Source organism: Amycolatopsis sp. AA4 (genome assembly GCF_002796545.1).
GTDB lineage: Bacteria > Actinomycetota > Actinomycetes > Mycobacteriales > Pseudonocardiaceae > Amycolatopsis.
Genome location: NZ_CP024894.1, coordinates 7803290 through 7829259 on the forward strand (window position 1 = coordinate 7803290; position 25970 = coordinate 7829259).

At 69.5% G+C, this 25970-nt stretch carries 25 protein-coding genes and 1 pseudogene; 14 read left to right on the forward strand and 12 right to left on the reverse strand.

Annotation, left to right across the window (positions count from 1 at the left end; all coding sequences use genetic code 11):
• Positions 1 to 42 precede the first annotated feature (42 nt).
• The 4 genes from CU254_RS36080 to CU254_RS36095 all read left to right on the forward strand — a co-directional run bounded on the left by CU254_RS36080 (position 43) and on the right by CU254_RS36095 (position 5172).
• Complete coding sequence (locus CU254_RS36080; protein ID WP_009084223.1) at positions 43 to 1272, forward strand: DUF445 family protein; 1230 nt, start codon at positions 43 to 45, stop codon at positions 1270 to 1272.
• An 83-nt stretch (positions 1273 to 1355) separates the two neighbouring features.
• Entirely contained in the window at positions 1356 to 2531 is a 1176-nt protein-coding gene (locus tag CU254_RS36085; protein ID WP_050788514.1) for a DUF445 domain-containing protein, read from the forward strand.
• Positions 2532 to 2578: 47 nt separating this feature from the next.
• Complete coding sequence (locus tag CU254_RS36090) at positions 2579 to 3802, forward strand: DUF445 domain-containing protein (RefSeq protein ID WP_009084225.1); 1224 nt, start codon at positions 2579 to 2581, stop codon at positions 3800 to 3802.
• A gap of 53 nt (positions 3803 to 3855) precedes the next feature.
• Positions 3856 to 5172: a hypothetical protein gene (locus CU254_RS36095; protein WP_009084226.1), complete on the forward strand. Its 1317-nt coding sequence runs from the start codon at positions 3856 to 3858 to the stop codon at positions 5170 to 5172.
• Positions 5173 to 5425: 253 nt separating this feature from the next.
• Here CU254_RS36095 and CU254_RS42770 read toward each other — a convergent pair whose 3' ends face one another.
• Together CU254_RS42770 and CU254_RS36100 are read right to left on the reverse strand one after the other, a co-directional pair.
• Positions 5426 to 5566, reverse strand: coding sequence for a leucine zipper domain-containing protein (locus CU254_RS42770; RefSeq protein WP_107487938.1), 141 nt, complete (start codon positions 5564 to 5566; stop codon positions 5426 to 5428).
• A gap of 4 nt (positions 5567 to 5570) precedes the next feature.
• Entirely contained in the window at positions 5571 to 5951 is a 381-nt protein-coding gene (locus tag CU254_RS36100; protein WP_234392781.1) for a DUF4406 domain-containing protein, read from the reverse strand.
• 46 nt (positions 5952 to 5997) lie between these two features.
• Here CU254_RS36100 and CU254_RS36105 point away from each other — a divergent pair, with 46 nt between their 5' ends.
• Positions 5998 to 6753, forward strand: a complete 756-nt coding sequence (locus CU254_RS36105) for a DeoR/GlpR family DNA-binding transcription regulator (RefSeq protein WP_009084228.1) — start codon at positions 5998 to 6000, stop codon at positions 6751 to 6753.
• Positions 6754 to 6783: 30 nt separating this feature from the next.
• On the opposite strand, the gene CU254_RS36110 is transcribed toward CU254_RS36105, so the two are convergent.
• From CU254_RS36110 to CU254_RS36120, 3 genes are read right to left on the reverse strand one after another with little or no spacing between them, the layout of a single operon-like run.
• Complete coding sequence (locus CU254_RS36110; RefSeq protein WP_037715931.1) at positions 6784 to 7668, reverse strand: metal ABC transporter permease; 885 nt, start codon at positions 7666 to 7668, stop codon at positions 6784 to 6786.
• A gap of 3 nt (positions 7669 to 7671) precedes the next feature.
• Positions 7672 to 8508 (reverse strand): metal ABC transporter ATP-binding protein, encoded by an 837-nt coding sequence (locus tag CU254_RS36115; protein WP_037715933.1) that lies wholly within the window; start codon positions 8506 to 8508, stop codon positions 7672 to 7674.
• Positions 8508 to 9422 carry a metal ABC transporter solute-binding protein, Zn/Mn family gene (locus CU254_RS36120; RefSeq protein WP_037715936.1) on the reverse strand — a complete coding sequence of 305 codons (915 nt, stop codon included), beginning with the start codon at positions 9420 to 9422 and terminating at the stop codon, positions 8508 to 8510. The genes CU254_RS36115 and CU254_RS36120 overlap by 1 nt, the downstream gene beginning before the upstream one ends.
• A gap of 178 nt (positions 9423 to 9600) precedes the next feature.
• Here CU254_RS36120 and CU254_RS36125 point away from each other — a divergent pair, with 178 nt between their 5' ends.
• The 4 genes from CU254_RS36125 (at position 9601) to CU254_RS36140 (ending at position 13299) form a co-directional block, all read left to right on the forward strand.
• A complete protein-coding gene (locus CU254_RS36125) occupies positions 9601 to 10701 on the forward strand; it encodes a LacI family DNA-binding transcriptional regulator (RefSeq protein ID WP_009084232.1) in 1101 nt (366 codons plus the stop codon).
• A 163-nt stretch (positions 10702 to 10864) separates the two neighbouring features.
• A complete protein-coding gene (locus tag CU254_RS36130; RefSeq protein WP_009084233.1) occupies positions 10865 to 11356 on the forward strand; it encodes a carbonic anhydrase in 492 nt (163 codons plus the stop codon).
• A gap of 23 nt (positions 11357 to 11379) precedes the next feature.
• Complete coding sequence (locus tag CU254_RS36135; protein WP_009084234.1) at positions 11380 to 12255, forward strand: A/G-specific adenine glycosylase; 876 nt, start codon at positions 11380 to 11382, stop codon at positions 12253 to 12255.
• A 90-nt stretch (positions 12256 to 12345) separates the two neighbouring features.
• Positions 12346 to 13299 (forward strand): peptidoglycan recognition family protein, encoded by a 954-nt coding sequence (locus CU254_RS36140; RefSeq protein ID WP_037715938.1) that lies wholly within the window; start codon positions 12346 to 12348, stop codon positions 13297 to 13299.
• 46 nt (positions 13300 to 13345) lie between these two features.
• On the opposite strand, the gene CU254_RS36145 is transcribed toward CU254_RS36140, so the two are convergent.
• Positions 13346 to 14098, reverse strand: coding sequence for an alpha/beta fold hydrolase (locus CU254_RS36145; RefSeq protein ID WP_009084236.1), 753 nt, complete (start codon positions 14096 to 14098; stop codon positions 13346 to 13348).
• 57 nt (positions 14099 to 14155) lie between these two features.
• Here CU254_RS36145 and CU254_RS36150 point away from each other — a divergent pair, with 57 nt between their 5' ends.
• Positions 14156 to 15580 (forward strand): M1 family metallopeptidase, encoded by a 1425-nt coding sequence (locus CU254_RS36150; RefSeq protein ID WP_009084237.1) that lies wholly within the window; start codon positions 14156 to 14158, stop codon positions 15578 to 15580.
• On the opposite strand, the pseudogene CU254_RS36155 reads toward CU254_RS36150, so the two are convergent.
• Positions 15556 to 16548: pseudogene (locus tag CU254_RS36155) on the reverse strand (AAA family ATPase); the annotation flags it as partial. The gene CU254_RS36150 and the pseudogene CU254_RS36155 sit on opposite strands and share 25 nt — an antisense overlap.
• 209 nt (positions 16549 to 16757) lie before the next feature.
• Between CU254_RS36155 and CU254_RS36160 the strand changes: the two are divergent.
• Both CU254_RS36160 and CU254_RS36165 read left to right on the forward strand, forming a co-directional pair.
• On the forward strand, positions 16758 to 17066 hold the full coding sequence (locus CU254_RS36160) for an antibiotic biosynthesis monooxygenase (protein ID WP_009084240.1): 309 nt from the start codon (positions 16758 to 16760) through the stop codon (positions 17064 to 17066).
• The gene (locus tag CU254_RS36165; RefSeq protein ID WP_009084242.1) at positions 17059 to 17862 is read left to right on the forward strand and encodes a Sir2 family NAD-dependent protein deacetylase; all 804 of its coding nucleotides are present in this window, start codon (positions 17059 to 17061) and stop codon (positions 17860 to 17862) included. Before CU254_RS36160 ends, CU254_RS36165 begins: the two co-directional genes overlap by 8 nt.
• On the opposite strand, the gene CU254_RS43845 is transcribed toward CU254_RS36165, so the two are convergent.
• Positions 17849 to 18283, reverse strand: a complete 435-nt coding sequence (locus CU254_RS43845; protein ID WP_009084244.1) for an acetyltransferase — start codon at positions 18281 to 18283, stop codon at positions 17849 to 17851. The two genes, CU254_RS36165 and CU254_RS43845, sit on opposite strands and share 14 nt — an antisense overlap.
• The gene (locus CU254_RS43850) at positions 18280 to 19233 is read right to left on the reverse strand and encodes an endonuclease/exonuclease/phosphatase family protein (protein ID WP_009084246.1); all 954 of its coding nucleotides are present in this window, start codon (positions 19231 to 19233) and stop codon (positions 18280 to 18282) included. Before CU254_RS43850 ends, CU254_RS43845 begins: the two co-directional genes overlap by 4 nt.
• 109 nt (positions 19234 to 19342) lie before the next feature.
• On the opposite strand from CU254_RS43850, the gene CU254_RS36175 reads away from it, so the two are divergent.
• Positions 19343 to 20320 carry a daunorubicin resistance protein DrrA family ABC transporter ATP-binding protein gene (locus CU254_RS36175; protein WP_037715941.1) on the forward strand — a complete coding sequence of 326 codons (978 nt, stop codon included), beginning with the start codon at positions 19343 to 19345 and terminating at the stop codon, positions 20318 to 20320.
• Positions 20317 to 21117, forward strand: a complete 801-nt coding sequence (locus tag CU254_RS36180) for an ABC transporter permease (RefSeq protein ID WP_009084250.1) — start codon at positions 20317 to 20319, stop codon at positions 21115 to 21117. The genes CU254_RS36175 and CU254_RS36180 overlap by 4 nt, the downstream gene beginning before the upstream one ends.
• 90 nt (positions 21118 to 21207) lie before the next feature.
• Here the strand turns inward: CU254_RS36180 and CU254_RS36185 are convergent, their stop codons facing one another.
• The 3 genes from CU254_RS36185 to CU254_RS36195 form a co-directional block, all read right to left on the reverse strand.
• Complete coding sequence (locus tag CU254_RS36185; RefSeq protein WP_009084251.1) at positions 21208 to 21528, reverse strand: ankyrin repeat domain-containing protein; 321 nt, start codon at positions 21526 to 21528, stop codon at positions 21208 to 21210.
• A 49-nt stretch (positions 21529 to 21577) separates the two neighbouring features.
• The gene (locus CU254_RS36190; protein WP_037715943.1) at positions 21578 to 22600 is read right to left on the reverse strand and encodes an amidohydrolase family protein; all 1023 of its coding nucleotides are present in this window, start codon (positions 22598 to 22600) and stop codon (positions 21578 to 21580) included.
• Between the two features lie 69 nt (positions 22601 to 22669).
• The gene (locus CU254_RS36195) at positions 22670 to 25852 is read right to left on the reverse strand and encodes a BTAD domain-containing putative transcriptional regulator (protein ID WP_037718557.1); all 3183 of its coding nucleotides are present in this window, start codon (positions 25850 to 25852) and stop codon (positions 22670 to 22672) included.
• Positions 25853 to 25970: the final 118 nt, after the last annotated feature.

Here is a 25970-nt window from a genome sequence, read left to right on the forward strand (position 1 = left end):
TCCTGTCTCCTCGACGTACCGCGCGGGCGAACGGGGCAAAGCATGGACCTTTCAGCCGTCGCCGCCGACCTGGCCGCGCACTGGCACGTGTACGCGACCATGCCGTTCATCGCGGCGCTGATCGGCTACCTGACCAAACGCGTCGCGATCGAGATGATGTTCCGGCCGCTCGAGTTCCGCGGCCTCCGGCCGTTCCTCGGCTGGCAGGGCGTCATCCCGGCCAACTCGCGGCGGATGGCTACCACCGCGGTCGACCTGCTCACCAAGAATCTCCTCGACCCGCGCGAGGTGTTCGCCCGGCTCGATCCGGAGGAAATGGTCGCGCAGCTGGAAGAACCGCTGCTGAAAGCGGTCGACGAGGTCACCCGCGAAGTCTTCGAGACCTACCAGCCGCGGTTGTGGGAGTTGCTGCCCGCCCGCGCGCAGCAACTGCTGGTGGACCGCGTCCGCGCGCAGGCGCCCGCGGTCGTGAAGCGGCTGATGCGGGAGGTGGCGTCGAATGTGGACGAAGTCCTCGACGTCAACGACATGCTGATCAACGCCATGGTCCGGGACAAATCGCTCACCTGCCGGCTGATCCGCGAGGTCGCCGCGCCCGAATTCCGGTTCATCGCGCGCAGCGGGATCGGCTTCGGATTCGTGATCGGGCTCGTCCAGCTCGTCGCGTGGGCGCTCACGAAACAACCGGTGATCATGCCGATCTTCGGTTTCGTCACGGGCTTCGTCACGGACTGGCTCGCGCTCAAAATGATCTTCTACCCGCGTCAGCCGCGCCGGTTCCTGTTCTTCACCTGGCAGGGCATGTTCCAGAAACGCCGCGCGCAGGTCGCCGCGGACTACGGCGCGTTGATCGCGGAGGAGGTCCTCACCGCGGGGAACGTGCTGGAAGCCGTGCTGACCGGGCCGCGTGCGGACAAGCTGTTCGCACTCGTCACACGGGAGGTCCAGCGGACCGTCGACGCGCAGGCCGGCCTCGCCAAACCGCTGGTCGCGCTCGCGGTCGGCGGGCGCGAGTACCAGCAGATGAAACAGGCGGCCGCGGAGAAGGCCATCGCGTACCTGCCGGAAACCGTCAAGCACGTCGAGAGTTACGCGACCGACGCGCTCGACGTCCGCAACACCATCGTCGACAAGATGCAGCAGCTGACCCCGCTCGAGTTCGAGGGCATTCTCCGCCCGGCGTTCAAACAGGACGAATGGAAACTGATCGCGGTCGGCGCGGTGATCGGCGGGCTGGTCGGCGAACTGCAGGTGCTGCTCCTCCTCCACTGACGCGCGCGGGTTACCGTTCCGTAGGCAACACGGAGGGGACGCGCGTGCACACTTTCGCCGAGCACTGGCCGGTGTACGTCTCCATGCCGTTCATCGCGGCGCTGATCGGCTACGTCACCAAGCGCGTCGCCATCGAGATGATGTTCCGCCCGCTCGAATTCGTCGGCATCCGGCCGTTCCTCGGCTGGCAGGGCGTGCTGCCCGCGAACGCCGAGCGGATGGCGACGACCGCGACCGACATGCTCACCACCAACCTCGTCGATCCGAGGGAGATCTTCGCCCGGCTCGACCCGGAGCAGGTCGCGAAGGAGATCGAGCAACCGCTGCTGCGCGTGGTCGAGGACGTCACCCGCGAGGTGATGGAGACCTATCAGCCGCGGCTGTGGGAAATGCTGCCGTCCGGCGCGCAGCAACTGCTGCTGAAACGCGTGCAGGCCGAGGCGCCGAGGGCGATCACGAAGATCATGCGCGAGATTTCCCAGAACATCGAGGACGTGCTCGACCTCAAGCACATGGTCGTCACGAACCTGGTGCGCGACAAGGCTTTGCTGAATCGGCTGATCCGCGACATCTCACGTCCGGAAATGCGGTTCATCGCCCGCTCGGGCATCTGGTTCGGGTTCATTCTCGGCTGCGTGCAGCTGCTGGTCTGGGCGCTGACGAAGTCGCCGATCGTGCTGCCGCTGTTCGGGCTCGGAATCGGCTGGCTGACCGACTGGCTCGCGCTCAAAATGATCTTCCTGCCGCGTGAGCCGAAACGGTTCTTCGGCTTCTACAACTGGCAGGGCGTGTTCCAGAAGCGCCGCGACGAGGTGGCCGCCGACTACGGCGACATGATCGCGCGCGAGATCATCACCGTGCCGAATCTGCTCGAAGCCGTGCTGCGCGGGCCCAAATCGGACCGGCTGTTCTCGATGATCACCCGCGAGGTGCAGAAGACGATCGACGCGCAGGCGAGCGTCGTGAAGCCGTTCGTCGCGATCGCGGTGGGCACGAAACGCTTCCAGGAGATGAAGCAGGCCGCCGCCGCGAAAGCCGCCGAGCGGGTGCCGGACACCATCCGGCACGCGGAGACGTACGCGATCAACGCGCTCGACGTCCGCAACACGATCGTGGACCGGATGCGCCGGCTCAGCCCGCTCGAATTCGAGCAGCTGCTGCGGCCCGCGTTCCGGCAGGACGAATGGAAGCTGATCGCGGTCGGCGCGGTGATCGGCGGGCTCGTCGGGGAGCTGCAGGCGTTGCTGCTCCTCGGTTAGGACGCGCGCGCGATACGGTTTCCTTCCGGAACGGGGAGGGAGGCCCGGTGGACGCGGTGCTGGACGATCTCGCGCGGCACTGGCCGGTGTATGTCTCCATGCCGTTCGTCGCCGCGCTGATCGGCTACGTCACCAAACGCGTCGCGATCGAGATGATGTTCCGCCCGCTCGAATTCATCGGCATCCGGCCGTTCCTCGGGTGGCAGGGCGTGGTGCCGAAGCACGGCGGGCGGATGGCCGCGATCGCGACCGACCTGCTCACCGCGAACCTGCTCGACATCAAGGAGGTCTTCGCCCGCGTCGACCCGGCGATCATCACCCGGGAACTCGAGCAGCCGCTGCTGCGCGCGGTCGACGGCATCGCCCGCGACGTGCTCGAACAGCATCATCCTCGGCTGTGGGAGGTCCTGCCCACGCTCGCCCAGGAACTGCTGATCAAACAGGTGCAGGCCAGCGCGCCGCAGCTGGTGCGGGACTTCCTGGACGAGGTCCGCGACAACCTGGACGAGGTCCTCGACGTCCGGCACATGACCGTCGAGCGGCTCACCCGCGACCGCGCGCTGCTGGTGCGGCTGATCCGCGAAACGTCCCGGCCGGAGATGACGTTCATCGCGCGCGCCGGGATCGTCTTCGGCTTCGTCCTCGGCCTGGTCCAGGTTCTGGTGTGGGCGCTGACCCGCCAGCCGCTGGTGCTGCCGATCTTCGGCGGCGCGATCGGGCTGTTCACCGACTGGCTCGCGATCAAGATGATCTTCCTGCCGCGCGAACCGGTGCGGCTGGGCCGGGTCATCCTGCAGGGCAAGTTCCAGCGGCGGCGCGCCGAGGTCGCCCGGCAGTACGGCGAACTGGTGGCCAACGAGGTGCTGACCGTCCCGAATCTGCTCGACGCCCTGCTGCGCGGCCCGAAGTCGGACCGGCTCGTGGCGATGGTCGAACGCGCGGTCGGACACGCGGTGGACGCGCAGGTCAGCGCCGCGAAACCGGTGGTCGCGCTCGCCGTCGGGACGCAGCGGCTGCAGGAGATGAAGCACGCCGCGGCGCAGCGGGCGCTGGCCGAACTGCCGTTGACCGCGCGCTACGCCGAGGGGTACCTGACCGAGGCGATGGACGTCGCGAAGATCGTGGAGCAGCGGATGCTCGCGCTGACGCCGCTGGAGTTCGAGGGATTGCTGCGGCCGGCGTTCCGGCAGGACGAATGGACGCTGATCGCGGTCGGCGGCGTGATCGGGTTCGTCGTCGGCGAATTGCAAGTCCTCCTCATGCTCGGCTGACTTTTCGGCGGTTGTTCGCGCCGGGCTCACTCGAACTGGCTAATCTCAGTGCCGTGTCCGAGCCACCGCAGCTGCCCGCAGTCCACGAGGCCTACCTGCCCCGCGAGCACGCGCTGCATCGCCCGCGGCACGGCAAACGGCAGCTGACCGCGCTGGTCAGCGCCCTGGTGTTCTTCGCGACGCCGACCCTGCTGTGGGTCGTCGGGGTCCGGCCGAGCGAGATCGAAAACCACAAGCTCGCCGGCTTCCCCAGCCTCGGCGAGGGGTTCGGGTTCTTCACGAACCTGCCCAAATGGGCGACGGATCAGCTGTCGTTCCGGGCGGGCGCGATCAACGCGGCGAACGGGATCAGCGAGGGCGTCTTCGGCGAGGCCGCACCGCTCGACCAGGGTTCCGCGTCGAGCAGCGGCCCGATCCCGGCCCCGCCGCTGCAGCAGCCGGGCGCGCCGAACACTGGCCCGTCCGTGCCGAGCGGACCGGGTTCGAGCCAGGCCGGATACCGCAAGGTGGTGCAGGGTTCGGACGGCTGGCTGTACTACGGCTACGACTCCGAGGCGAAGTGCACGCCGGCCCAGGACATCGACACGACGATGAAGCGGATCGACGAACTGCGCGCGGCGGTCGAGGCGTCCGGCCGCAAGTTCGTGTTCGTGGTGACGCCGGACAAGACGACGATGGTGCCGCAGTTCCTGCCCGCGAGCTACCCGGGCAAGGAATGTTCGCAGGCCGCCTCGCCGAACGACTGGTACAAGATCACCACCGAAGGCCACTCGCTGGACCTGCGCCCGCAGCTGGCGGCGGAAGCGGCCCGCGTCGGCCACCCGATCTACGCCCCCAACGACACGCACTGGCGCGACGAAGGCGGTCTCGTCCTGACCCGCGCCCTCGCCGAGACGATCAAACCGGGCGCGACGGCCACCTGGAAGAGCGCCCCGGACGGCCAATACGACGCGGTCGCGGACCTGCCGCTGCTGCTCGGCCAGACCGGCGTCAAGTCGAACACCCGCTACGACCTGCGCCCGGACGGCGTCACCGACCGCGCGGGCGAATTCGTCGGCAGCATCGACCAGCCAGTGCACCGCTCGACCGCGCCGATCGTCGGCACGGTCGACCAGCCGACGCTGGTCTACGGCGACTCGTTCAGCCTGGCGTCGTCGCGGTACCTGGAGGCGGCGTTCACGAATCTCACGTATTTGGCGTATTCGACGGACAAGACGCCGCAGTCGCAGGCGGTGGATCTGTTCGTGAACTCGCACGTGGTGGTGCTGCAGGCGGTGGAGCGGAATGTCGCTGGCGGGCTGGTGCCGTTTACCGACGAAGGGTTCATCTCGGCGGTGAAGACGGCGCTGGCGCAGCATCCGATCCGCTAGCTGTATGAGGTCAGGACGTTGCTGACACGTGACGGCGTCGCCGAACCTGCTCTAAGAGCTACGTGCGGGCATAGAGGAACTCTTCTGCGGCTCCCGGTTCGTCTCGCCGTTCGGATCGATGAACTTCCGCCGGCTGAGGCCGAGTTGCGCCAATAGCGGCGTGATCGTGCGGCGGCTGACCGGGGTACCGTCCTGGTGGAGCTCGAATGCGAGGCTGACCGTTTGTGTTCGCGCCGCATCGCTTCGATCCGCTTCACGAACCCCCTGGCGCAGCCGTCGGCTGGTGTGCAGGCGCGGAGGAGCGGTCGACGAGCCCGAGATCGCCGAATTGCTTGTAGCGGTTCACCCGCTCAGCGGCGGTCGCGCGGTCGATGCCCGTCTCGGCCGTCGCCATCCGGTCACCGGGCTGACGTGGCTGCGTTCGGGATCTCGTTGAGCGAGTAGTACACCGGGAGGCCGCGGCCCTGTGCGATCGCGACGTCCTGGTCCGCGCCGCGGGAGTCGCCGGGAAGGCGCAGCACGGCGTCGCAGTGCTGGAGCAGCCGCTCGGCGGTCGGGTACATCACCTCGGCGGCCAGCGGGTCGGCCGGCCCGCTGGCTCCGGCGCTTTTCAGCACGGGCAGGGCGACCCACTCGCCGATCATGGGCACGTGGCCGGCTTGGAAGACGGGCCAGGCGGCTTCCTCCAGGCGCTTGAGGTTCCGCGCCATCAGCTCGGGGTCGCCGCCCGTCCCGGATGCGTAGGGGCCGGCGATCAGAATCAGCATAGGCTTGCTCATACCCGGCACAATACAGCAGAAACGTGCAACAACAGGAAGGATTGCGATGCTCGCTGCGGCACGCAAAGACCTGCTCCTCGAACGACTGCGCACCGAGGGGCGCATCGTCGCGAAGGAGATCGCCGCCGAACTGGGCCTGTCCGAGGACAGCATCCGCCGGGACCTGCGCGAACTCGACGCCCAAGGCCTGGCCGTCCGCGTCTACGGCGGCGCGCTCCCCGCATCGCCGGCCGTGGCCGATTACGCCGCGCGAGCGTCCGTCGCGCCGGAGAGCAAGCGGCGGGTCGCCGCGGCGGCCGTCGCGCTGATCGAGCCGGGAGCCACCGTGATCCTGGACGGCGGAACCACGACGCTCGCGGTGGCCGACGCGCTCCCGAAGAGGTTCCGCGGCACGATCATCACCCACAGCCCCACCATCGCCGCCGCCCTCCTGGACCACGAGGCCGAGGTCTTCCTGATCGGCGGGCAACTGTTCAAGCACTCCGCCGTCGCCTGCGGGGCCGCCGCGGTCGAAGCCGCGAACCGGATCAGCGCGGACCTGTTCTTCCTCGGCGTGACCGGCATCCACGCCACCGCGGGCCTGACCACCGGCGATGCCGAAGAAGCCGCGATGAAACGCGCCCTCGCGTCCCGCGCCGCGGAAACGTACGTCCTCGGCAGCGACGAGAAGATCGGCACTGCCTCCCGCTACCCCGTCCTCCCGCTCGACGCCGTCGCCGGCGTCATCACCGACACGCCGGAGAACGACGCGACCTCACAGGAACTGACCAAGGCCGGCGTCAACCTCATCCACGCCGACTGACCGCCTCAACAACGCCATGGCCGGCAACAACTAGCCGACCGGAACCGCAGCCACTTCCGCCGGGCTCGTCCGCACCCCGCGCCGACGGTCGCGGACCCACGCGATCACGCGGCACACCAGATAAATCAAGAACGAAATCGAAGTCACGAACGCGCTCACCGGCAATCCCGGGGCCAGCGACAGCACGATTCCGCCCAGTGCGGCGACTTCCGCGAAGACCACCGACAGCACCGTCGCGCGCAGTGGGCTCGCCGTGACCCGGGCGGCGGCCGCGGCGGGCGTCACCATCAGGGCGACCACCAGCAGTGACCCGACCACCTGCACGCTCAGCGCCGTCGCGACCCCGACCAGCAGGGAAAACAGCACCGTCAACGACTTGACCGGAACCCCGCGCGCCTCGGCCACCGCGCGGTCGACGCTGGCGAACAGCAGCGGGCGATAAATCAGTGCCAGCACCGCCAGGACCACCGCGGCGGAGATCGCCAAGGCGGTCAGGTTCGTGCTGTCCACCGTGATGATCTGGCCGGTCAAAATGCCGAATTTGTTGGCTGACCGTCCTTTGTAGAACGACAGCAGCAGGACGCCCATGCCCAGCCCGAAGGACAGGATCACGCCGATCACCGAATCGCGGTCGGCGTCGCGGATTCCCAGGATTCCCAGCAGCAGCGCGGCGGCAACGGCGCCGGCGAGTGCGCCGTATTCCACTCCGACGCCCAGCAGCAGCGCACCGGCCGCTCCGGTGAAGGCCAGTTCGGACGTGCCGTGCACAGCGAAGGACATGCGGCGCATCACGATCAGCGGGCCGAGCACGCCGGCCAGCAAGCCGAGCACCGCGGCCGCGATCAGGGCGATGCGGACGCTGTCCAGTTCCGCGATCAGCTCCCACGTCTTGGCGAAGTCGAACATGCCGTCCAAGGCTCAGCCCACTGCTTCCTGCTCGTGGTGGTGCGGTTGGTCCTCGCACAGCGCGCTCTGCGCACCGGCGATGTGGATCTGCCCGCCGACGCGCAGCACCTCGATCTTCGTCCCGTACAGGTCCGACAGCGTCTCCGAGGTCATCACCTCGTCCGGCTTGCCGATCCGGAACTGGCCGTTCACCAGGTACAGCACGCGGTCGACGAACTGCAGGACCGGATTGATCTCGTGCGTCACGAACAGCACCGCGGTCCCGGCCGCACGCCGGCGCGCGTCGATCAGTTCGCTGACCGCGCGCTGGTGCGCCAGGTCGAGCGACAGCAGCGGTTCGTCGCACAGCAACACCGTCGGGTCGCCGACCAGCGCCTGCGCCACCCGCAGCCGTTGCTGCTCGCCGCCGGAAAGCCGGCCGACCGGCTGCCTCGCGTAACGCGTGCCGCCGACCGAGTCGATCACCGACGCCACGCGGCGTTTCCGCTCGCGCATTCCGGCGAGGCCGGGGCCCCAGCGGTGGCCGTCGAGGCCAAGGCCGACCAGGTCGATGCCGCGCAGCGTGAGCGCGTCGTCGATCGCGCGCTGCTGCGGGATGTAGCCGACCTTGCGGTTCGCGCCTCCCGGACGTCCGCCCGCGATTTCCACCGTGCCCGCCGACAGCGACTGCATGCCCAGCAGCGCCTTGAGGAAGCTGCTCTTGCCGGACCCGTTCGGGCCGAGGACAGCGAGGAATTCGCCCGGCTCGACGTCCAGGTCCAAACCGGACCAGAGGGTGCGGTCGCCGAAGGCGAGCCCGGCCCCGCGCACGCGGACCGCGGGGCCGGTTTCCGGAAGCTGGACGGACATCAGCTGTTCAGAGCCCCCGACAGCGAGTCCACATCCTTGGTCATCCAGTCAATGTAGCCCGTGACGTTCGCCGGGAGCGTCTCGGATACGTCGACCACCGCGACCCCGGACGCCTTCGCGTCGGCGACCGCCTGCTTGGTCAGCGGGGTGACCGTCTGCACGTTGTTGACCAGCGCCTTCACCTGCTTCTCCTTGATCAGCTTGGTGAACTCGGAAACCGCGGCGGCGGGCACGTCGGTCTCGTTCTCGATCGCGTCGGAGAACGCCTTCGGGGTGGCGTCGGCGATGTTCGCGGTCTTGAGCAGGTAGTGCGCGACCGGTTCGGTGACGACGACCTTCGTGTCCGGGTGCGCGGTCCCCAGCGCGGCCGCCTTCTTGATCAGGCCGTCGAGCTGGGCCTTGAAGGTCTTGGCGTTGTCGTCGAACTTCTGCTTCGACGCGGGCTGGATCTCGCCGAGCGCGGCCGCGACCTGGTCGGCGACCTTCTCCACGCCCGGCAGGTCGTACCAGACGTGCTCGTTCTCCTCGCCCGGCTTGGCGATGTCGTACGCGACCAGCTTCTTCGCCGAAGCCGCCTCACCCGAAAGCTTGGTGAAGAACTCGTCGTACCCGCCGCCGTTGCCCAGCGTCAGCTGCGCCTTCTTGGCGGCGAGCGCGTCGTCGGCGGTCGATTCGTACGAGTGCGGGTCGGCCGACGGATCGTGGATGATCGACGTGACCTGCACTTTGTCGCCTCCGACGGCGGACACGACGCTGCCCCAGACATCGGTGGACGCGACGACCTTCACCTGGTCGCCCGCGCCCCCTCCCGCCCCGGAACCGGACGAGGACGACGTGCTGGAGCACGCGCCGAGCGCGAACACAGCCAAGGCCGACGCGGCGGCGAGGACGCTCGTGGTGCGGCGGGAAGTCATCGGGCACTCCTGAGTCGAACTGCTAATGGAAACCGTTGTCAGATTCACTTTACCCCATCCGAACGGCGAGCCTCACTCCACCGGGTGGCCGCACCCGCTCTTGATCACCGAGCGGATCGAGACGCTCACCACAGGGGTGTCGCTTCTGGAAAACGATCTGAACCGTTACGGTTTGCGGATGGGCCGTCCTATTCGCACCCGGAGGCAGGCGACATTGGCGTCGCTCGCGGCGGAGCTCGGGGTGTCCAGGACCACCGTGTCCAACGCCTACAACCGCCCGGACCAGCTCTCCCCCGAACTGCGCCGCAGGGTGCTCGAGACCGCGCGGCGGCTCGGCTACCCCGGCCCGGACCCGGTCGCGCGCTCGCTGCGCACCCGCAAGGCGGGCGCGGTCGGGCTGCTGCTGACCGAGAACCTCTCCTACGCCTTCCGCGACCCGGCCGCCGTCGGCGTGCTCGAAGGGCTCGCGCTGGCCTGCGAGGACGCGGGCGTCGGCCTGCATCTCGTGCCGGCCAGCCCCGGCCGCGAGGACCTCGCCGCGGTGCACCGCGCGGGCGTGGACGGGTTCGTCGTGTACTCCGTGCCGGACGACGATCCGCATCTCGCGGCCGTCCTGGAACGGCCGGTGCCGACGGTAATCATCGACCAGCCACGGATCGAGGGCGTGGACCGCGTCGGTCCGGACGACGCGGCCGCCGTGACGCAGCTCGCGGACCATCTCGTGGCGCTCGGCCACCGGCAGATCGGCGTTCTCTGCATGCGGCTCGGCCGCGAGCGCAACGACGACTTCGTGACCGCCGAACGCCAGAGCGGCGCGCATTTCCACGTGCAGCGCACCCGGCTGGAGGCGCTGGCGACCGCGTTCTCCTCGGCGGGCGTCGACTGGGCGACCGTGCCGGTCGTCGAGCGTTTCGACCACACGGTGGACGACGGCGCCTCGGCCGCACGTCAGCTGCTGGACGCGTATCCGCAGGTCACCGCCCTGGTCTGCACGTCGGACATTCTCGCGCTCGGCGCGCTGGCCGAGGCCGCGCGCCGCGGGCTGCGGGTGCCGCTCGACCTCACAGTGACCGGTTTCGACGGCATCGCCGAGGCGGAGCGCTCCGGGCTCACCACGGTGCATCAGCCGGTGCTGGAGAAGGGCAAGGTGGCCGGACGGCTGCTGCTCAGCTCGGCCGAGCGGGTCGGGCCGAAGGTCATCACGCTGCCGACCGAACTGCGGGTCGGCCGCACGTCGGCGCCGCCGCGGACGGTCGAGGAGCCCTGGTTCGGCGGCTGAGTCGTGCGCGGCGATGCCGGTGAGAACCGGCATAACCACGCACAAGACACCCCAGCCTTTGCCGTGATTTCCCGCCCACCGCGTTGTGCGGGCGGGTCGCGGCGGGTTCCATGGACGCCAGCCGCCCGTGTCCCGCGGGGAAGCGCAGGCCGAAAGGTGCCCCATGACCTCCATCGACGTGCTGCTCAAGCGCAATCAGGAAATCGGCCACATCGTTCCGGGCGACCGGTCCTCCCCCAAGCCGTCGCTGCAGGTGTCGATCCTGACCTGCATGGACGCCCGGATCCGCGTGTTCGAGATCTTCGGCCTGCTGCAGGGCGAGGCACACGTCCTGCGCAACGCGGGCGGCGTGGTGACCGACGACATGATCCGGTCGCTCGCGCTCAGCCAGCGCAAACTCGGCACTCGCGAGGTGCTGATCGTGCAGCACACCGACTGCGGCCTTTCCACGGTCACCGACGAGGAGTTCAAGGACGAACTGGAGTCCGCCACCGGGCTGCGGCCGACCTGGGCGGTCGAGGCGTTCCGCAAGGTCGAGGACAGCGTCCGCACCTCGGTGGAGCGCGCCCGGCGCAGCGACTTCCTCCTGCACACCGACAACGTGCGCGGATTCGTCTACGACGTGAAGGCCGGGAGCCTGACCGAGGTCAAGTAAGAGCTTTCGTATTCAATGGTGGGGTGGCCCTAGACACCGATGTGCTGATCGAGTGGTTCGCCGACGTCGGCCGGGACCTGCCGTGGCGGGAGCCCGATTGCTCGGCGTGGGGCGTGCTGGTCAGCGAAATCATGTTGCAGCAGACGCCGGTCTCGCGCGTCCAGCCGATCTGGCTGGAGTGGATGGCTCGCTGGCCGGTGCCGTCGGCGCTCGCCGCGGAGACCACCGGCGAGGTCGTGCGCGCGTGGGGCAAGCTCGGCTACCCGCGTCGCGCGCTTCGGCTGCACGCCGCCGCCACCGTCATCGCTCAGGAGCACGGCGACGTCGTTCCGTCCGATGTGGACACGCTGCTCGCGTTGCCCGGCATCGGCGCGTACACGGCGCGCGCGGTGGCGGCGTTCGCGTACGGCAAGCGCGCGCCGGTGGTGGACACGAACGTCCGACGGGTGGTCGCGCGCGCCGTACATGGCGCGGGGGACGCTGGTCCGGCGTCGAATACCCGCGACATGGCGGACGTCGAAGCGTTGCTTCCCGCCGAAGACGCGCCTGCGGCGAAGCTGTCCGCAGCCTTGATGGAGCTGGGCGCGCTGATCTGCACCGCGCGGTCGCCGAAGTGCGCGGACTGCCCGATTTACGCCGAATGCGCGTGGCAGCTCAACGGCCGTCCCGAATACGCCGGTCCGGCCAAGCCGGTGCAGAAGTTCGCCGGCACCGACCGGCAGGTGCGCGGGCTGTTGCTGGACGTCCTGCGCGGTGCCGAGGGGCCGGTCGAGAAGGCGCGGCTGGATGTCGTGTGGCACGAAGCCGGCCAGCGCGACCGGTGCCTGGATTCGCTGCTCGTGGACGGTCTGCTGGAGCAAACCCGCGACGGGCTGTTCGCGCTTCCCGGGGAACACTGACGCACTACTACGAAAGTCGGCAAAAAGTTGTCCCCTCCGGGGCGCCGGGTTAGCTTTCCCCCGTCGCACTTCCGGGCTGAGGAGTTCCGCATGGGGGAAGCAACGCGTCGTGCCGTCCTGAAGGGCGGCCTCACCGTCACCGCCGCGGGCGCTTTGGGCTTCGCAGGAGCGAAATCCGCGGCCGCGGTGACCACGCCGGTCATCCATTCGACGGCCGAGTGGAACGCCCGTCCGCCCTCGGGCACGATCGTGGTGGAGAACCACAAGCCGACGTACATCGTGGTGCACCACACCGTCGACCCCGGCAACAACACCGACTACTCGCTGGCGCACGCGCTGCAGATCTCGCGGGACATCCAGAACTTCCACATGGACACCCGCGGCTGGATCGACACCGGCCAGCAGTTCACGAACAGCCGCGGCGGCTTCGTCACCGAGGGGCGGCACCGCAGCCTGGAAATCCTGCGCGGCGGGAAGCAGCACGTGCAGGGCGCGAACGTCGCCAACCACAACAGCGAATGCATCGGCATCGAGAACGAGGGCCTCTACAGCACGGTCGACGTGCCGGTCGCGCTGTGGAACTCGCTCGTGCAGCTGGTCGCCTACATCGCGCACCAATACGGCATCACGCCCGAGTTCATCAAGGGCCACCGCGATTTCAACTCGACCGAGTGCTGCGGCCAGGTGCTCTACAACCGGCTCCCGGAGCTGCGCACCGCGGTCGGGCAGCAGCTCGGCCTGTCCGTCGCCCGGCTCGACGCGCCGGAGTGGCCGCTGCTCAAGCCGGGGGACACCGGCCCGCAGGTGCGGACCGCGCAACGCTTCCTGCGCGCCGCCGGTTTCGGCGTGCCGACCGACGGCGTATTCGGCAAGGCGACCGCGGACGCGGTGTCCGCGCTGGCCGCGGCGCACGGGCTTTCCCGCGACAGCTGCACCGCGGCCCGGGCCGGCGACGAATCCGCCTACCTCGGCTCGGACGTCTGGCCGCTGATCGTGCCGGCGGACCGCTCGACCGCCGCGTGGCGCACCGAGCTGGCCCGCTGACCGGGGACGCCTCACGTGTGCCAGCGAGGGCGGGACACGTGGGGCGTCACAGGCCGGACAGGAACGCCTCCACCGCACCGCGGTAGGTCTCCGGCGCCTCGGCGTGCGGCAAATGCGCCGAACCGGGCACGACCAGGTGTTTCGCGCCGGGCACGCGCGCCGCGACCTCGGCTTGCTGACCGGCGGGCATCGCGGTGTGCTCGCCCTCGACCAGCAGCAGCGGACAGCGGATGCCGTCCACAATGGACCAGTAGTCCCGGCGCCCCCATTCGGCGGCGATCTCGTACAGGTGCTCCAGGTCGGCGATCAGGTGGTAGCCGTCCTCGCGTTCCTCGACGCATTCGGTGAAGTAGTCGCCCGCGGCGCCGAAGAACTCGCGCACGTGGGCCAGCGATTCGAACGGCACCGGCCAGCTCTCGAAGTAGCCGCGCCAGGTCTCGACGGTGCGTCCGCGCTGGTCCGGCGCGAAATCCTCGCTGACCACCGCGCGTACCAGCTCCGGGTATTTCGCCGCGGTGGCCCACGCGTGCAGTCCGCCCATCGAATGCCCGATCAGCACGGAGGGACCGAGCTCGGCCAGCACGTCCGCGATGTCCTCGGCGAACTGCTCGGTCGTCCACGGTCCGCTGTGCGGCGCGCGGCCGTGCCCGCGGGCGTCGAGGGCGCGCACCCGGCCGTACCGCTTGAGCCATTGCGCGACCGGCCACCACGTGCGAGCGCGGCCCATCAGCCCGTGCAGCAGGAGGATCGACACGCCGGGGCGTTCGTCGCCGCCGAAGTCGATCAGGCCTGGTCGCATTAGTCCTCCTGGGTTTCTGGCGCTACTTCATCACAAACCTGCCCCTAGGGTGAAGGAATGCGCAGCCGCCGAACCGCCGTCCTCGCCCTCGCCGGCGTGCTTGCGCTGTCCGCGTGCAGCCCCGCCGAGCCCGCTGCTCCGCCGCCGCCCCCGATGCATCCGGCGCCGGGCGCGAGCAGCGCGGGCGACCCGTACTTCCCGGAGGACGGCAACGGCGGATACGACGCGCTCGACTACCACGTCGACGTCAGCTACGACCCGCCGAGCGGCCGCCTCGACGGCGACACCACGGTCTCCGCGAAAGCCACCCAGGACCTCAGCCGCTTCGACCTCGACCTGCGCGGGCTCGACGTCTCCGGAGTGGAGATCGACGGGAAACTGGCGAAGTACAGCCGGGAGAAGAACAAACTGGTCGTGACTCCGGCCGAACCGCTGCGCTCGGGTTCGACGTTCCGGACGCGCGTGCGCTATTCGGGCGTACCGGCGAACACCCCGCACGACGGCGGGTCGGAGAACGGCTGGGCCCGCTCCGAGGACGGCGGCGCGTACCTGGTCGGCGAACCGCACGCGGCGTCGTTCTGGTACCCGGTCAACGAAACCCCGCGCGACAAGGCGACCTTCACGCTGACCGCGCACGTGCCCGCCGGATGGACGGTGCTGTCCAACGGCCGGGAGCAGGGCACGAGCGGCAAAGACGGCAAAACCACCACGACGTGGACCGATCCGAACCCGGTGGCCAGTTACCTGACCACGATCGCGATCGACAGGTTCACCGTGCAGCGGTCCACGCTCCCGGACGGCACGCCGGTCGTTTCCGGCTACGCGCCGGGTGCCGAAGCCCGCGAGGCCACCGGCGACCGGCTGCCCGAGGTGCTCTCGTTTTTGGAGAGCAAGTTCGGCAAATATCCGCAGAGCGCGGCGGGCGGGATCTACCTCGACGAGAACATCCATTTCTCCCTGGAAACGCAAACCCGTCCCACTTATGCGAAATGGGCGGAAATCCTGACTCTGGTGCACGAGAACGCGCACCAGTGGTTCGGCGATTCGGTGTCGCTCAACTCGTGGGCGGACATCTGCCTGAACGAATGCTTCGCGTCGTACGCGCAGTGGATGTGGGGCGAGCGCGAGGGCCAGAACCTGGACGACCGCTACCGCGCGGCCGTCGAAATCACCAGGGGCAGCACGGATTTCTGGGGCCAGAAGCTCGTCGACATGGGGCCGGAGCACCTGTTCGAGGGCGCGTACGACAAGGGCATCCTCGCCGTGCACGCGCTGCGCCGGGAAATGGGCGAGCCGGGGTTCGAGAAGGTGCTGCACGAGTGGGTGAGCCAGCATCGCAACGGCAACGCGACGTGGGCGGACTTCGAGAAGCTCGTGTCGAAGGTCGCCGGACGCGATTTGAGCGGCTTCCTCAACGACTGGTTCCACAGCTCGAAGCTGCCGTCGGACGCCGACCTCTACCCGGGCACGCTGCGGCCGTGACTGCCGAGCAACGACCTGGTCAGGCTGCTGCGCGAGTCGTTCATTTCGGCTAGGGCCGCGCTCAGTTCGGGGTCGCCGACCCGCACTGGTTCGTCGGGCCGAAGCGCCAGCGCGCGCAGCGACGCCCGGCGGAGCAGTTCCTTCATGAACGACGCGGTGACGCCTTCCGTCGCCTCGACCACCGGGGTCAGGTCGGCTGTCAGCTCCAGGTCACGCGAGTACAGCCGCAGCAACGCTTCCCGGCCCGCCGCGTCCGGCAACGGCACCTCGACCGCCAAGTCGACCCGGCCGGGCCGGTCTGCCAGCGCTTTCTCCAGACTGCTCGCCCGGTTGGTGGTCAGCAGGAAGGTGACATCCGCGTCGCCGCCGACGCCGTCCATCGCGTCGAGCAGGCTGAACAACAGCGGCGTGGGACCGTGCGCGAGGGCGCGGTCCTCGGCGATCAGGTCGACGTCCTCCAGCACCACGACGCTCGGCTGCAACCGGCGCGCCAGCGAAGCGGCTTGCGAGATGAACCGCATGGCGACGCCGGTGAGGATCACGACTGTGCAGTTCGGGAGCTGACCCATCAGGTATCGCACGGTGTGCGTTTTCCCGGTTCCGGGCGGGCCGTGCAGCAGCAGGCCGCGCTTCAAATGCTGACCGGTCGCGCGCCGTGCCTACCCGACGCAATCCAAACGCGGGATCGCCGACTTGAAGGCGATCGCGCCCGCGACGGCGGAGCCGGCGCCATCAAACACAGCGATCACTTCGAGGCGGCAGTTCGCTTGGCCGTATTGCGGGGCCGAGCCGCGCACGCCGACCAGCACCGGGGAACCGTCCGGCGCGGTCGTGCCGACCAACCCGAGCTGGACGACGTCCGCCGCCTCGTCCGGGCCGATCGCGACCGTCGCGTAGTCCACCGCGCCCAGCTCGTAGTGGCCGTGCTGTTTGGCTGTGACCAGCATGCCGACCAGGTCCTCGTGCCCGCCGGACCAGCCCCGCGCCCACCTGACGTAACCCAAACGCGGGATCGCGTCGGCGTCTGACGGAGATGCGTGCACGGCCCCCCGGGCCGGGTGCGCAGCTCCGTCAGACGCCGACTTGAAGGCGATCCCGCACGCGCCGACGAAGTCGGTGCAATCAAACACAGTGGCACGAACCGCGAAACAGGGCCAGCCGTTAGTACGCTGGACCCATGGCAGTGGTCAAGATCAACGCAATCGAGGTCCCCGAAGGCGCCGGCCCGGAGTTGGAGAAGCGATTCGCCGCGCGGCTGCACTCCGTCGACAACCAGGAGGGGTTCCTCGGCTTCGAGTTGCTCCGCCCGGTCGCGGGCGAGACGCGCTACTTCGTGTACACGAAGTGGGAAACCGAGGAGCACTACCAGGCCTGGGCGAAGGGCCCGGCGCGCGAGGCGCACGCCGGCGAGCGCCAGAAGCCGGTGGCGAGCGGCGCGAATCTGCTGGAGTTCGAGGTCGTCCAGGCATCGAAGCCGGGTGAGTGACGAACTCGCCCGCGCCGCCGAGCTGATCCGCGGCGCCGGCGCGCTGCTCGTGTGCGCCGGCGCCGGGATGGGCGTCGACTCCGGCCTGCCCGATTTCCGTGGCGGGGAAGGGTTTTGGCGGGCGTATCCGCCGTACGCCGGGCTCGGGCTGCGGTTCGAGGAGCTGGCCGACCCTCAGCATTTCGCCTCGGATCCGGAGCTGGCCTGGGGGTTCTACGGGCATCGGCTCGACCTGTACCGGAAAACGGTCCCGCACCGGGGGTTCAGCCTGCTGCTCGAATGGGGGCTTGCCACCCCGGGCGGTGTGCGCGTTTTCACGTCCAATGTGGACGGACAGTTCCAGGCGGCGGGATTTCCGCACGTCGCCGAGGCGCACGGGTCGATCCATCATCTGCAGTGCCTGGCGGGATGCTCGCGGGAGATCTGGCCGGCGGAGGGCATCGCGGTCGACCTGGACGAGGCGACGATGCGCGCCCGGCCGCCGCTGCCGTCGTGTCCGCGGTGCGGCAGCCTGGCCCGGCCCAACATCCTGATGTTCGGGGATTTCGACTGGGTGCCGGATCGCAGTCAGGAACAGCTGGACGAGCTGACGGCCTGGCGACGTGCGCATCGCGACCTGGTGGTGGTCGAACTCGGTGCCGGGCAAGCGGTTCCGACGGTACGGCGGTACTCCGAACTCGCCAGCGCGGCGACGGGTGCGCTGATCCGGATCAACCCGCGCGAACCGCAAATCCGGCATGGGCGCGGGATTTCGATCGCCGCCGGCGCGCTGGAGACGCTGGTCAAGCTCGCTTGAGTGCCAGCAACGGGAACGGACGGCCGTCCGAATCGGTCTCCTGCCTGCCCGCCACCACGAACCCGTGGTGCAGATAGAAACCGACTGCCTGCGGGTTCTGCTCGTTCACGTCCAGGGTGAGCTTCGGGAACCGGTCCAGCGCCGCACGCAGCAACGCCGATCCGACTCCGCGACCGCGGAAATCGTCGTGCACGAACAGCATTTCCAGCTTTCCGTCGGCGATCCCCGAGAAACCCGCGGCGATTCCGTCGACCTCCGCCACGGTCAGGTCCACTTCCGGGAAGTAGTGCGGGACGCGCGTGGCGTAGTACTCGACGTCCGCCGGGGTCAGGAAATGGTGCGTCGCCTCGACGGCGCTGCGCCAGACCTCCAGCAGCCGCGGGTATTCGGCTTCCCCGCTGCTGGGCCGCAGGGTCGTCACGGCAGTTGCACCTCCGCGTAAACCGCCCGGTGATCGCTTCCGGGCACGTCGAACGCCCGGTAATCCCGGATCGCGACCCGGCGGTCCACCAGCACGTGGTCCAGCGGCACGAGCGGAACGGCCGACGTCGACCAGGTCGGGACCAGGCCGGCGCCGCGAGCCTCCGCCGCGTCGACGTATCCGCGGGACAGCACCGTCCGCAGCGCGGCGTGGTCGAGGGTCGCGTTGAAATCGCCGGCCACCACACGCAGGCCGTGCTCGCCGATCGCGCGCGACAGGTCCCGCATCTCCTGTTCCCACTGGTAGTACCCGGAGTCCGGCGAACGCGGATGCGCCGCCACGAGCTCCAACGTCGTGCCGCCGCCGAGATCCGCGGCCGCGCCGGGCTGTTTCTGGGCCGAATCGCCGGTGTAGTCCTCTTCGGTCAACGGATACCGCGACACGATGCCGGAACCGTCCACCCCGGACGCCGGATGCAGCACGCGGTACGGCAGCGTCTGGAACAGCCCGGCCTTCTCCAGCCCGGACATCGCCGCCGGCGTCATCTCCAGCAGGTTCAGCACGTCGATCCGCTGCTCCCGGACCAGCCGCACGAGCGCCGCCGGGTCGGCCTGGCCCAGGTACAGGTTGGCCGCCAGGACGCGCACCGTCTTCCCCTGCGCCGCGGGCTGGTCGTCGGACATCACGCGCGGCGCGACGTACACCGCCAGCAGCGCGGACATCGCGAGCGCGACACCGCCGACCCACCAGCGCCGCAGCACCAGCGCGAGTGCGGCGAGCAGGACGCCGTAGATGACGACGTACGGCGTCAGCGCCAGCAACGCGGTCAGGTACCAGCCGCTGCCGTCCCAGCCGATCGTGCGCAGCACCGTCACCGTCAGCAGCGGCAGTCCGACCAGCACGAGCAGGCCCGTGACCAGCCGGGTTCGCGTCCGCGCCTCCATCACCATGATCGAAGAGTATGCCGGGCAGCCGCTGACAGGTCCGTGTCAGCGCCGTGTGCGCGGCTTGCCAGCGGCACCGTCCACAGTGTGCTGGAGCGACACAGGAGGAGGCATCATGTCGCACGCGATCCAGGCCGAGGGCCTGGTCAAGCATTTCGGGGAGACGAAGGCGCTGGACGGGGTGGACCTGGAGGTTCCGTTCGGGAAGGTGGTCGGGGTGCTCGGGCCGAACGGCGCGGGCAAGACGACCGCGGTCCGCATCCTGGCGACCCTGCTGAGACCCGACGCGGGCCGGGCCACGGTCGGGGGGTACGACGTGGTCCGCGACCCGGTCCGGGTGCGCGGGCTGATCGGGCTCACCGGGCAGTACGCGTCGGTGGACGAGGACCTGAGCGGCACCGAGAACCTGGTGCTGATCGGCAAGCTGCTGAACCTGTCCCGGGCCGACGCCCGGGCGCGGGCGGCGGAATTGCTGGAGCGGTTCGAGTTGACCGACGCGGCCAAGCGGCCGATCCGCACGTACTCCGGCGGCATGCGGCGCAGGCTCGACCTGGCGGCGAGCCTCGTCGGCCGCCCCGCCGTGCTGTACCTGGACGAGCCGACCACCGGACTCGACCCGCACGCGCGCAACGAGGTGTGGGCCGTCGTCCGCAGCCTCGTCGCCGACGGCGCGACGGTGCTGCTCACCACGCAGTACCTGGAGGAGGCCGACCAGCTGGCCGACCGGATCACCGTGTTCGACCACGGCCACGTGGTCGCCGACGGCCGGGCCGACGAGCTGAAGCGCCGGGTCGGCGGGCAGACGCTGCAGGTGCGGCCGACGTCGCTGAGCGACCTCGACGAGGTCGACCGCATCCTGGCCGAACTCACCGGCGTCCGCCCGGTCCGCGACAACGCCACCGGACTGCTGACCGCGCCGGTGTCCGACCCGGTGCTGCTGTCCACGCTGGTGCGCCGCCTCGACACGGCAGGCATCACCTCCGACGAACTGGCGCTGCGGCTGCCCAGCCTCGACGAGGTGTTCCTGGCGCTGACCGGGCACGCGGCCGAGGAGAAGACGCCGGAGCGCGAACTCGAAGGGAGCCGGTCATGACCGCCGCCACCGCCGTGGCCCCGCCCCGGCACATCAGTCCCGTCCAGGGCGCGAAGCACGCGTTTTCGCTGGCCTGGCGCGGAATCCTGAAGATCCGCAAGAATCCGGAACAGCTGGCCGACGTCACGCTGATGCCGATCATCTTCCTGCTGATGTTCACCTACCTGTTCGGCAACGCGCTGGGCGGTTCGATCGAGAACTACCTGCAGTCGTTCGTGCCGGGCCTGATCGTGATGAACGTGCTGCAGGCGTCGCTGACGGTCGGCACGCAGCTCAACACCGACATCACCAAGGGCGTCTTCGACCGCTTCCGCGCCATGCCGATCGCCCGTTCGGCCCCGCTGATCGGCGCGGTGCTGGCCGACCTCGTGCGGTACGTGGTGTGCCTCGCAGTACTGCTGACCGTGGCGACCGTGATGGGTTTCCGGGTGCAGACCGGTCCCGGGGAGTTCGTCCTCGCGATCCTGCTGGCGGTCGCGTTCGGCCTGTGCTTCTGCTGGGGTTCGGTGTTCGTGGGGATGCTGATGAAGTCCCCGGGCGCGGCGCAGGGCCTGATGTTCGTCTTCATCATGCCGCTGACGTTCGGCAGCAACGTGTTCCTCCCGACCGCCACGATGCCGGGCTGGCTCAAGGCCTGGGCCGACATCAGCCCGGTGAGCCTGCTGTCCGACGTGATGCGCGGCCTCCTGAACGGCGGCGCCTACGGCGGTTCCCTGCTGGGCGCACTGGCGTGGATGGCCGGTGCGGTCGTGGTGTTCTTCCCGCTCGCGACGTGGGCCTACCGCAAGCGGGTCTGAGGGCGTCCTTCACGGGGGTGTGGACGCTGCGGGGAGTGTCTGTGTCCGGGTTCCACAGCCGGGCACAGACACTCCCTTTCTCATCTGGGCTTACGGCTTCCGGCCCCGTTCGAGCCAGGCACGCATGAGGTCGGCGGCCAGCCAATGTCCTCGGCTGTCCGCTTCCTCGACGGCCGAAACGCCCTCGTGGCGACGGCTCGGGTCGGCACCGCGCGCGAGGAGAAAGGCGGTGACGTCGACGTGCAATGGCTCGCCGCTTTGGATGTGGCCGTCGACTTCGGCGTCGATGGCGTGCCGCAGCAGAGTCCAGCCGTCGCCGATGTCGTCCTCGACGTCGTGACCGGCGTCGAGGAGCGCCCGCAAGCGTGGCAGGTCTTCAAGTTCGACTGCTTGGTGAGCTGCTGACCACACGCCTGGGCTCCTTCGCGCTATGCGGGACGCCGCAGGTTATCGCCAGCTGTCAGCGCGGCTGACGACCTGTCGCGAGATGGCCGGTCAGCCGCTCCCAGTTGCCGGACCCGATCGCGGCCTTCTCTTCCTCGCTGAACGGCACCTGCTCCAGAAACGACCGCGCGACCCCGCCGCTCGTGTCCAGGTAAGGGAATCCGCCCGGCCGCGTGCCGAAGGTGTAGGGATAGTCGGTCGAGTACAGCATCCGCCCGGTCCCGACCACCTCCGCCGTCCAGCGCAGGTACCGTTCGCTGACCGTGCCGCTGCCCGCGATCCAGAAGTTCTGCCGGAAGTAGTCGGCCAGCGGTTGCCGCAGTCCGGCCATCCCGCCCAAGACGCCGACGTGGTCCAGGTAGAACAGGACCACCTCGCCCCAGTGTCCGGCGATCACCTGCAGTTCGGGATGCCGGTCGAAGACGCCGGAGAAGATCATCCGCAGGTATTGCACGCCGAGGTCGTAGTACCAGCCGAGTCCGGCGGTCGCCAGAGCCGCGCCGACGCCGTTGGGCAGGCCCGAGTAGTACACGTCCTGTACCGCCCGCACCGGCGCTTGGGGGTGGAAATGCAGCGGGGCGCGCAGTCTTGCGGCGGTGGCGTAGAGGTCGTCGAATTCCGGTGCGTCGGCCAGTTTCTCGCCGGTGCGCCCGTACAGCATCGCGCCGCGGAAGCCCAGGCCCACCGCGCGTTCCAGTTCCTCGGCCGCGGCTTCGGGCGAGGACGTCGGGAGGGTGGCGAAGGCTTGATACCGCGTGGGATTCGCGGCGACGATCTCGGCGAGTGCGTCGTTGGCTTCGCGCGCGACTGGCACGGCGTCGGCAGCCGGCAGGTTCTGCACACCGGGAGTGGTGAGAGACAGCACCGCGACGTCGATGCCCTGCTCGTCCATGTCGGCGAGGCGTTCGTCGCCGACGTCGAGAAGCTTTCGAGTGACCGGGTGGCCCTCGGGATAACCGTGCGGCTGAAGCCCCGCCTTCGCCCACGCGTCGCGCAGGACAGGCAGGATCACGTGTTCTTCCAGGGCGACGATACGCATGACAGCTCCTCGACGTTTCCAGTGATACCCACGAGAGCGTATCACTGAAAACATCAGTGGAAGCAAGATTCAGTTATCACCGATAACACAGGACCGCTCCGCCCGGACCGCCCCGATCGCCTCGGCCCGGTCCAGCCGCGAGGTCTCGGCCACGAGCGCCTCGTACCGTTCCGCGCCCAGGTCCCGGGTCAGGTTGGCGATCAGCTCCCGGACCTCCGGGCTCCCCAGGTCGAACCGCCCACGCACCACCGCGCTCAGCGCCAGCATCCGCGCGGACTCCTCCAGCCGCCCCTGCTGGTACCGGATCCGCGCCAGCAACTCGACCATGCCAGCGAGGTCCGGCATGTCGAAGCGCCCGGCCGTCTGCTCGATCACCTCGAACACCGCCGGCTCCGCCTCGTCCGGGCGGCCTTCCGCGAGCAGCAGCCCGGCCTCGATCGCGGCGAGCCATTCCGCTTCGAAACCCTCCGGCGTCGGCCAGTCCGCCCGTGCCGACTTCATTTCCCGGAACACCTCGCGCGCCTGCGCGATGTTGCGCTCGCGGATCAGCAGCTCGGCGCGGCCGAGCAACAGGATCAGGCGCAATCCGTTGTTGCCGCCGGAAGACGCGTAGCGTTCCGCGGCCTCCATGTCCCGCCAGGCGCCCTCCTGGTCGCCGGCGCGCGACCGTTCCACCGCCAGCCGCCACCACTGCTGCACGATGTCGTCCCTGGACCGCAGCTCCATCACGAGCCGCAAACCCTCGGTGTACCCGGCGATCGCCGCCTCGTGGTCGCCGGATTGCGACAGCGCCGCGGCCCGGAAACCGTGCGTCATGCCGAGGCCCCAGCGGTCGCCGACCTCGGCGAAACCCTGGTGCGCGAGTTCTCGCGCCCGCTCCGCGCCCTCGAGGTCGCCCATGTCGCCGAGGACGAAGCTCTCCGCCCAGTGTCCGGCGGCGCGGCTCCACAGGTCGTCCCGTTCGACCGCACGGCGGATCTCGCGCTTCGCCAGCTCGCGTTCGCCGTTGAGGTAAGCCACTATCGGCAATCCCACCCACAGCCACGGATTCCGTTCCGCCGCACCGGTCCGTACGCATTCGTCGACCAGTTCGGGAACGTCCGCCTCGACCTGCGGACCGGACATGGCCAGCATCAGCACCTGGCTCAACCGCAGGCTCGCCGCGAGGTCGGGCGGCAGCTGCGCGCCCAGTTCGAGCACCTCGTCGACGAACTGCGCGGCCCGCTCGTTCTGGCCGACGATGTTGAGATACCAGAACAACCCGAACAGCAGCCGGGCCGCCGATTCCGCGGCTCCCGACTCGATCGCCGCCCGCAGCGCGGAGGTGAAGTTGTCGCTGTCGTGCTCGTAGACGTCGATCGCCCGCAGCTGATCCCGTCCGCGCAGCAAGGGCTCGTTGCGGTGCGCCAGTTCCGCGTAATAGGCGACCATCGCCACCCGCATCCGCTCCTGCTCACCGGATTCGGCGAGCCGCTCGGACGCGTACGCACGCAGGGTTTCCAGCAGGCGGTAGCGCAGGCCCACCACGTCCACAATGGACTTCTCGACCAGCGAACCCAGCACGTACACGATGTCTTCCGCGGGCAGTTCGTCGTCCGCGCAGACGTTTTCCACCGCCTCCTCGGAAAAACTCGCCGCGAACACCGCGAGCCTGCGCGCGAGCCGGACCTCCGCGTCGCTCAGCAGATCCCAGCTCCACTCCACCACCGCGCGCAGCGTGCGCTGCCGCGGCAACGCCGTCCGGCTGCCGGAGGTGAGCAACCGGAACCGGTCGTCCAGGCGTTCGGCGATCTGCTGTGCGGTCATCGACCGCAACCGCGCGGCGGCCAGTTCGAGCGCGAGCGGCATTCCGTCGAGCCGGCGGCAGATCTGCCGCACCGAGTCCACTGTGGACTCGTCGAGCCGGAATCCCGGGCGCACCGCCATCGCGCGGTCGAGGAACAGCCGGACGGAATCGAGCGTGCCGACGTCCGAGGGCGGCGCGGTCTCGTCCGGCACCGGCAGCGGACCGAGCGGGCACAGCGTTTCCCCGGTGATCGCCAACGGCTCCCGGCTCGTGGCCAGCACGCGCAACGCGGGCAGCCGGCGCAGCAGGTTTTCGGCCAGCTCGGCGGCGGTGTCCACGACGTGTTCGCAGTTGTCCAGCACCAGCAACGCTTCCGCGCCGCAAAGCGCCTCCACCGCGTGCTCGAACGGATCGACCTGCCGACGCCGCGCCTCGGTCTCCGTCGTCCGGAGGTCGCGCACCTCCAGCGCGTTGAGCAAGGCCGACAACACGTCCTCGGCGTCCCGCACCCCCGCCAGCGGCACAAACCACACGAGGCCGCGCGAGTGTGCCGGATGCCGCGAAGCCGCTTCCGTCGCGAGCCGGGTCTTGCCCGCCCCGCCCGGGCCGACGAGCGTGACCAGCCGGGCTCCTTCGAGCAGTTCGGCCAGCAGCTTCAGCTCGTCGGTCCGGCCGATGAAGCTGGTCAGCCGCTGCGGCAACCGGTCAGCCACCGCGGCGACCGGCGTGTACTCGCCGCGCAACGCACGCAAATGCACTTCCTGCAGCTCCGCCGACGGGTCGACGCCCAGCTCGTCGGCCAGCGTCGCCCGGATCGCGGAGTACGCGGCGAGTGCGTCAGCCTGCCTTCCCGCGGCGGAAAGCGCCCGAATTCGCAAGCCAGCCAACCGTTCCCGCAGCGGATGCGCCTGCGCCGCGGCGGTAAGGTCCGCGAGCACGTCCGCGTGCCGGCCCAGCCGCAGCTCGGCTTCGAACCAGTCCTCGGCGGTCTCCGTGCGCCGCTCCTCCAGCAGCGTCGCCGGCGCGGCCGCGAACGGCGCGTCCAGCACGTCCGCGAGCGCCGGCCCGCGCCACAACGCGAGCGCGGCAGCGAGCGATTCGGCGGCGGTACCGTCCCGGCCAGCGGCAAGTTCCCGGCGCCCCTCGGCGGACAACCGCTCGAACCGGTGGAGATCCACCGCCTCCGGGGGCACCGCGAGCCGGTACCCGCCGTTGCCCGACTCCAGCTCGGCCCCCGCGGGCCGCAGCACCCGACGCAGCCGCGAGACCAGCGATTGGAGCGCGTTCGCCGCGTCCGCCGGGGGTTCCGCGCCCCACAGCCCGTCGATCAGCGCCTCGGCGGGAACCGCGCGGCCGGCGTCGAGCGCGAGCCGGGAAAGGAGCATGCGAAGGCGGGCTCCGCCGATGTCGATCGGCGTGCCGTCCTTCCCCTCCGCTCGCAGCGGGCCCAGCAGCGCTACGCGCATGAGGTCCAGCTTTCCAGACATCGCCCGGCTCGTGTCGGAGCCCGACGGAAGTGTGGACTTTCGGGACAATCTGCCGCCAAGCGGTTACCGCCCGGCTTCCCGGCGCTACGTTGCGGAG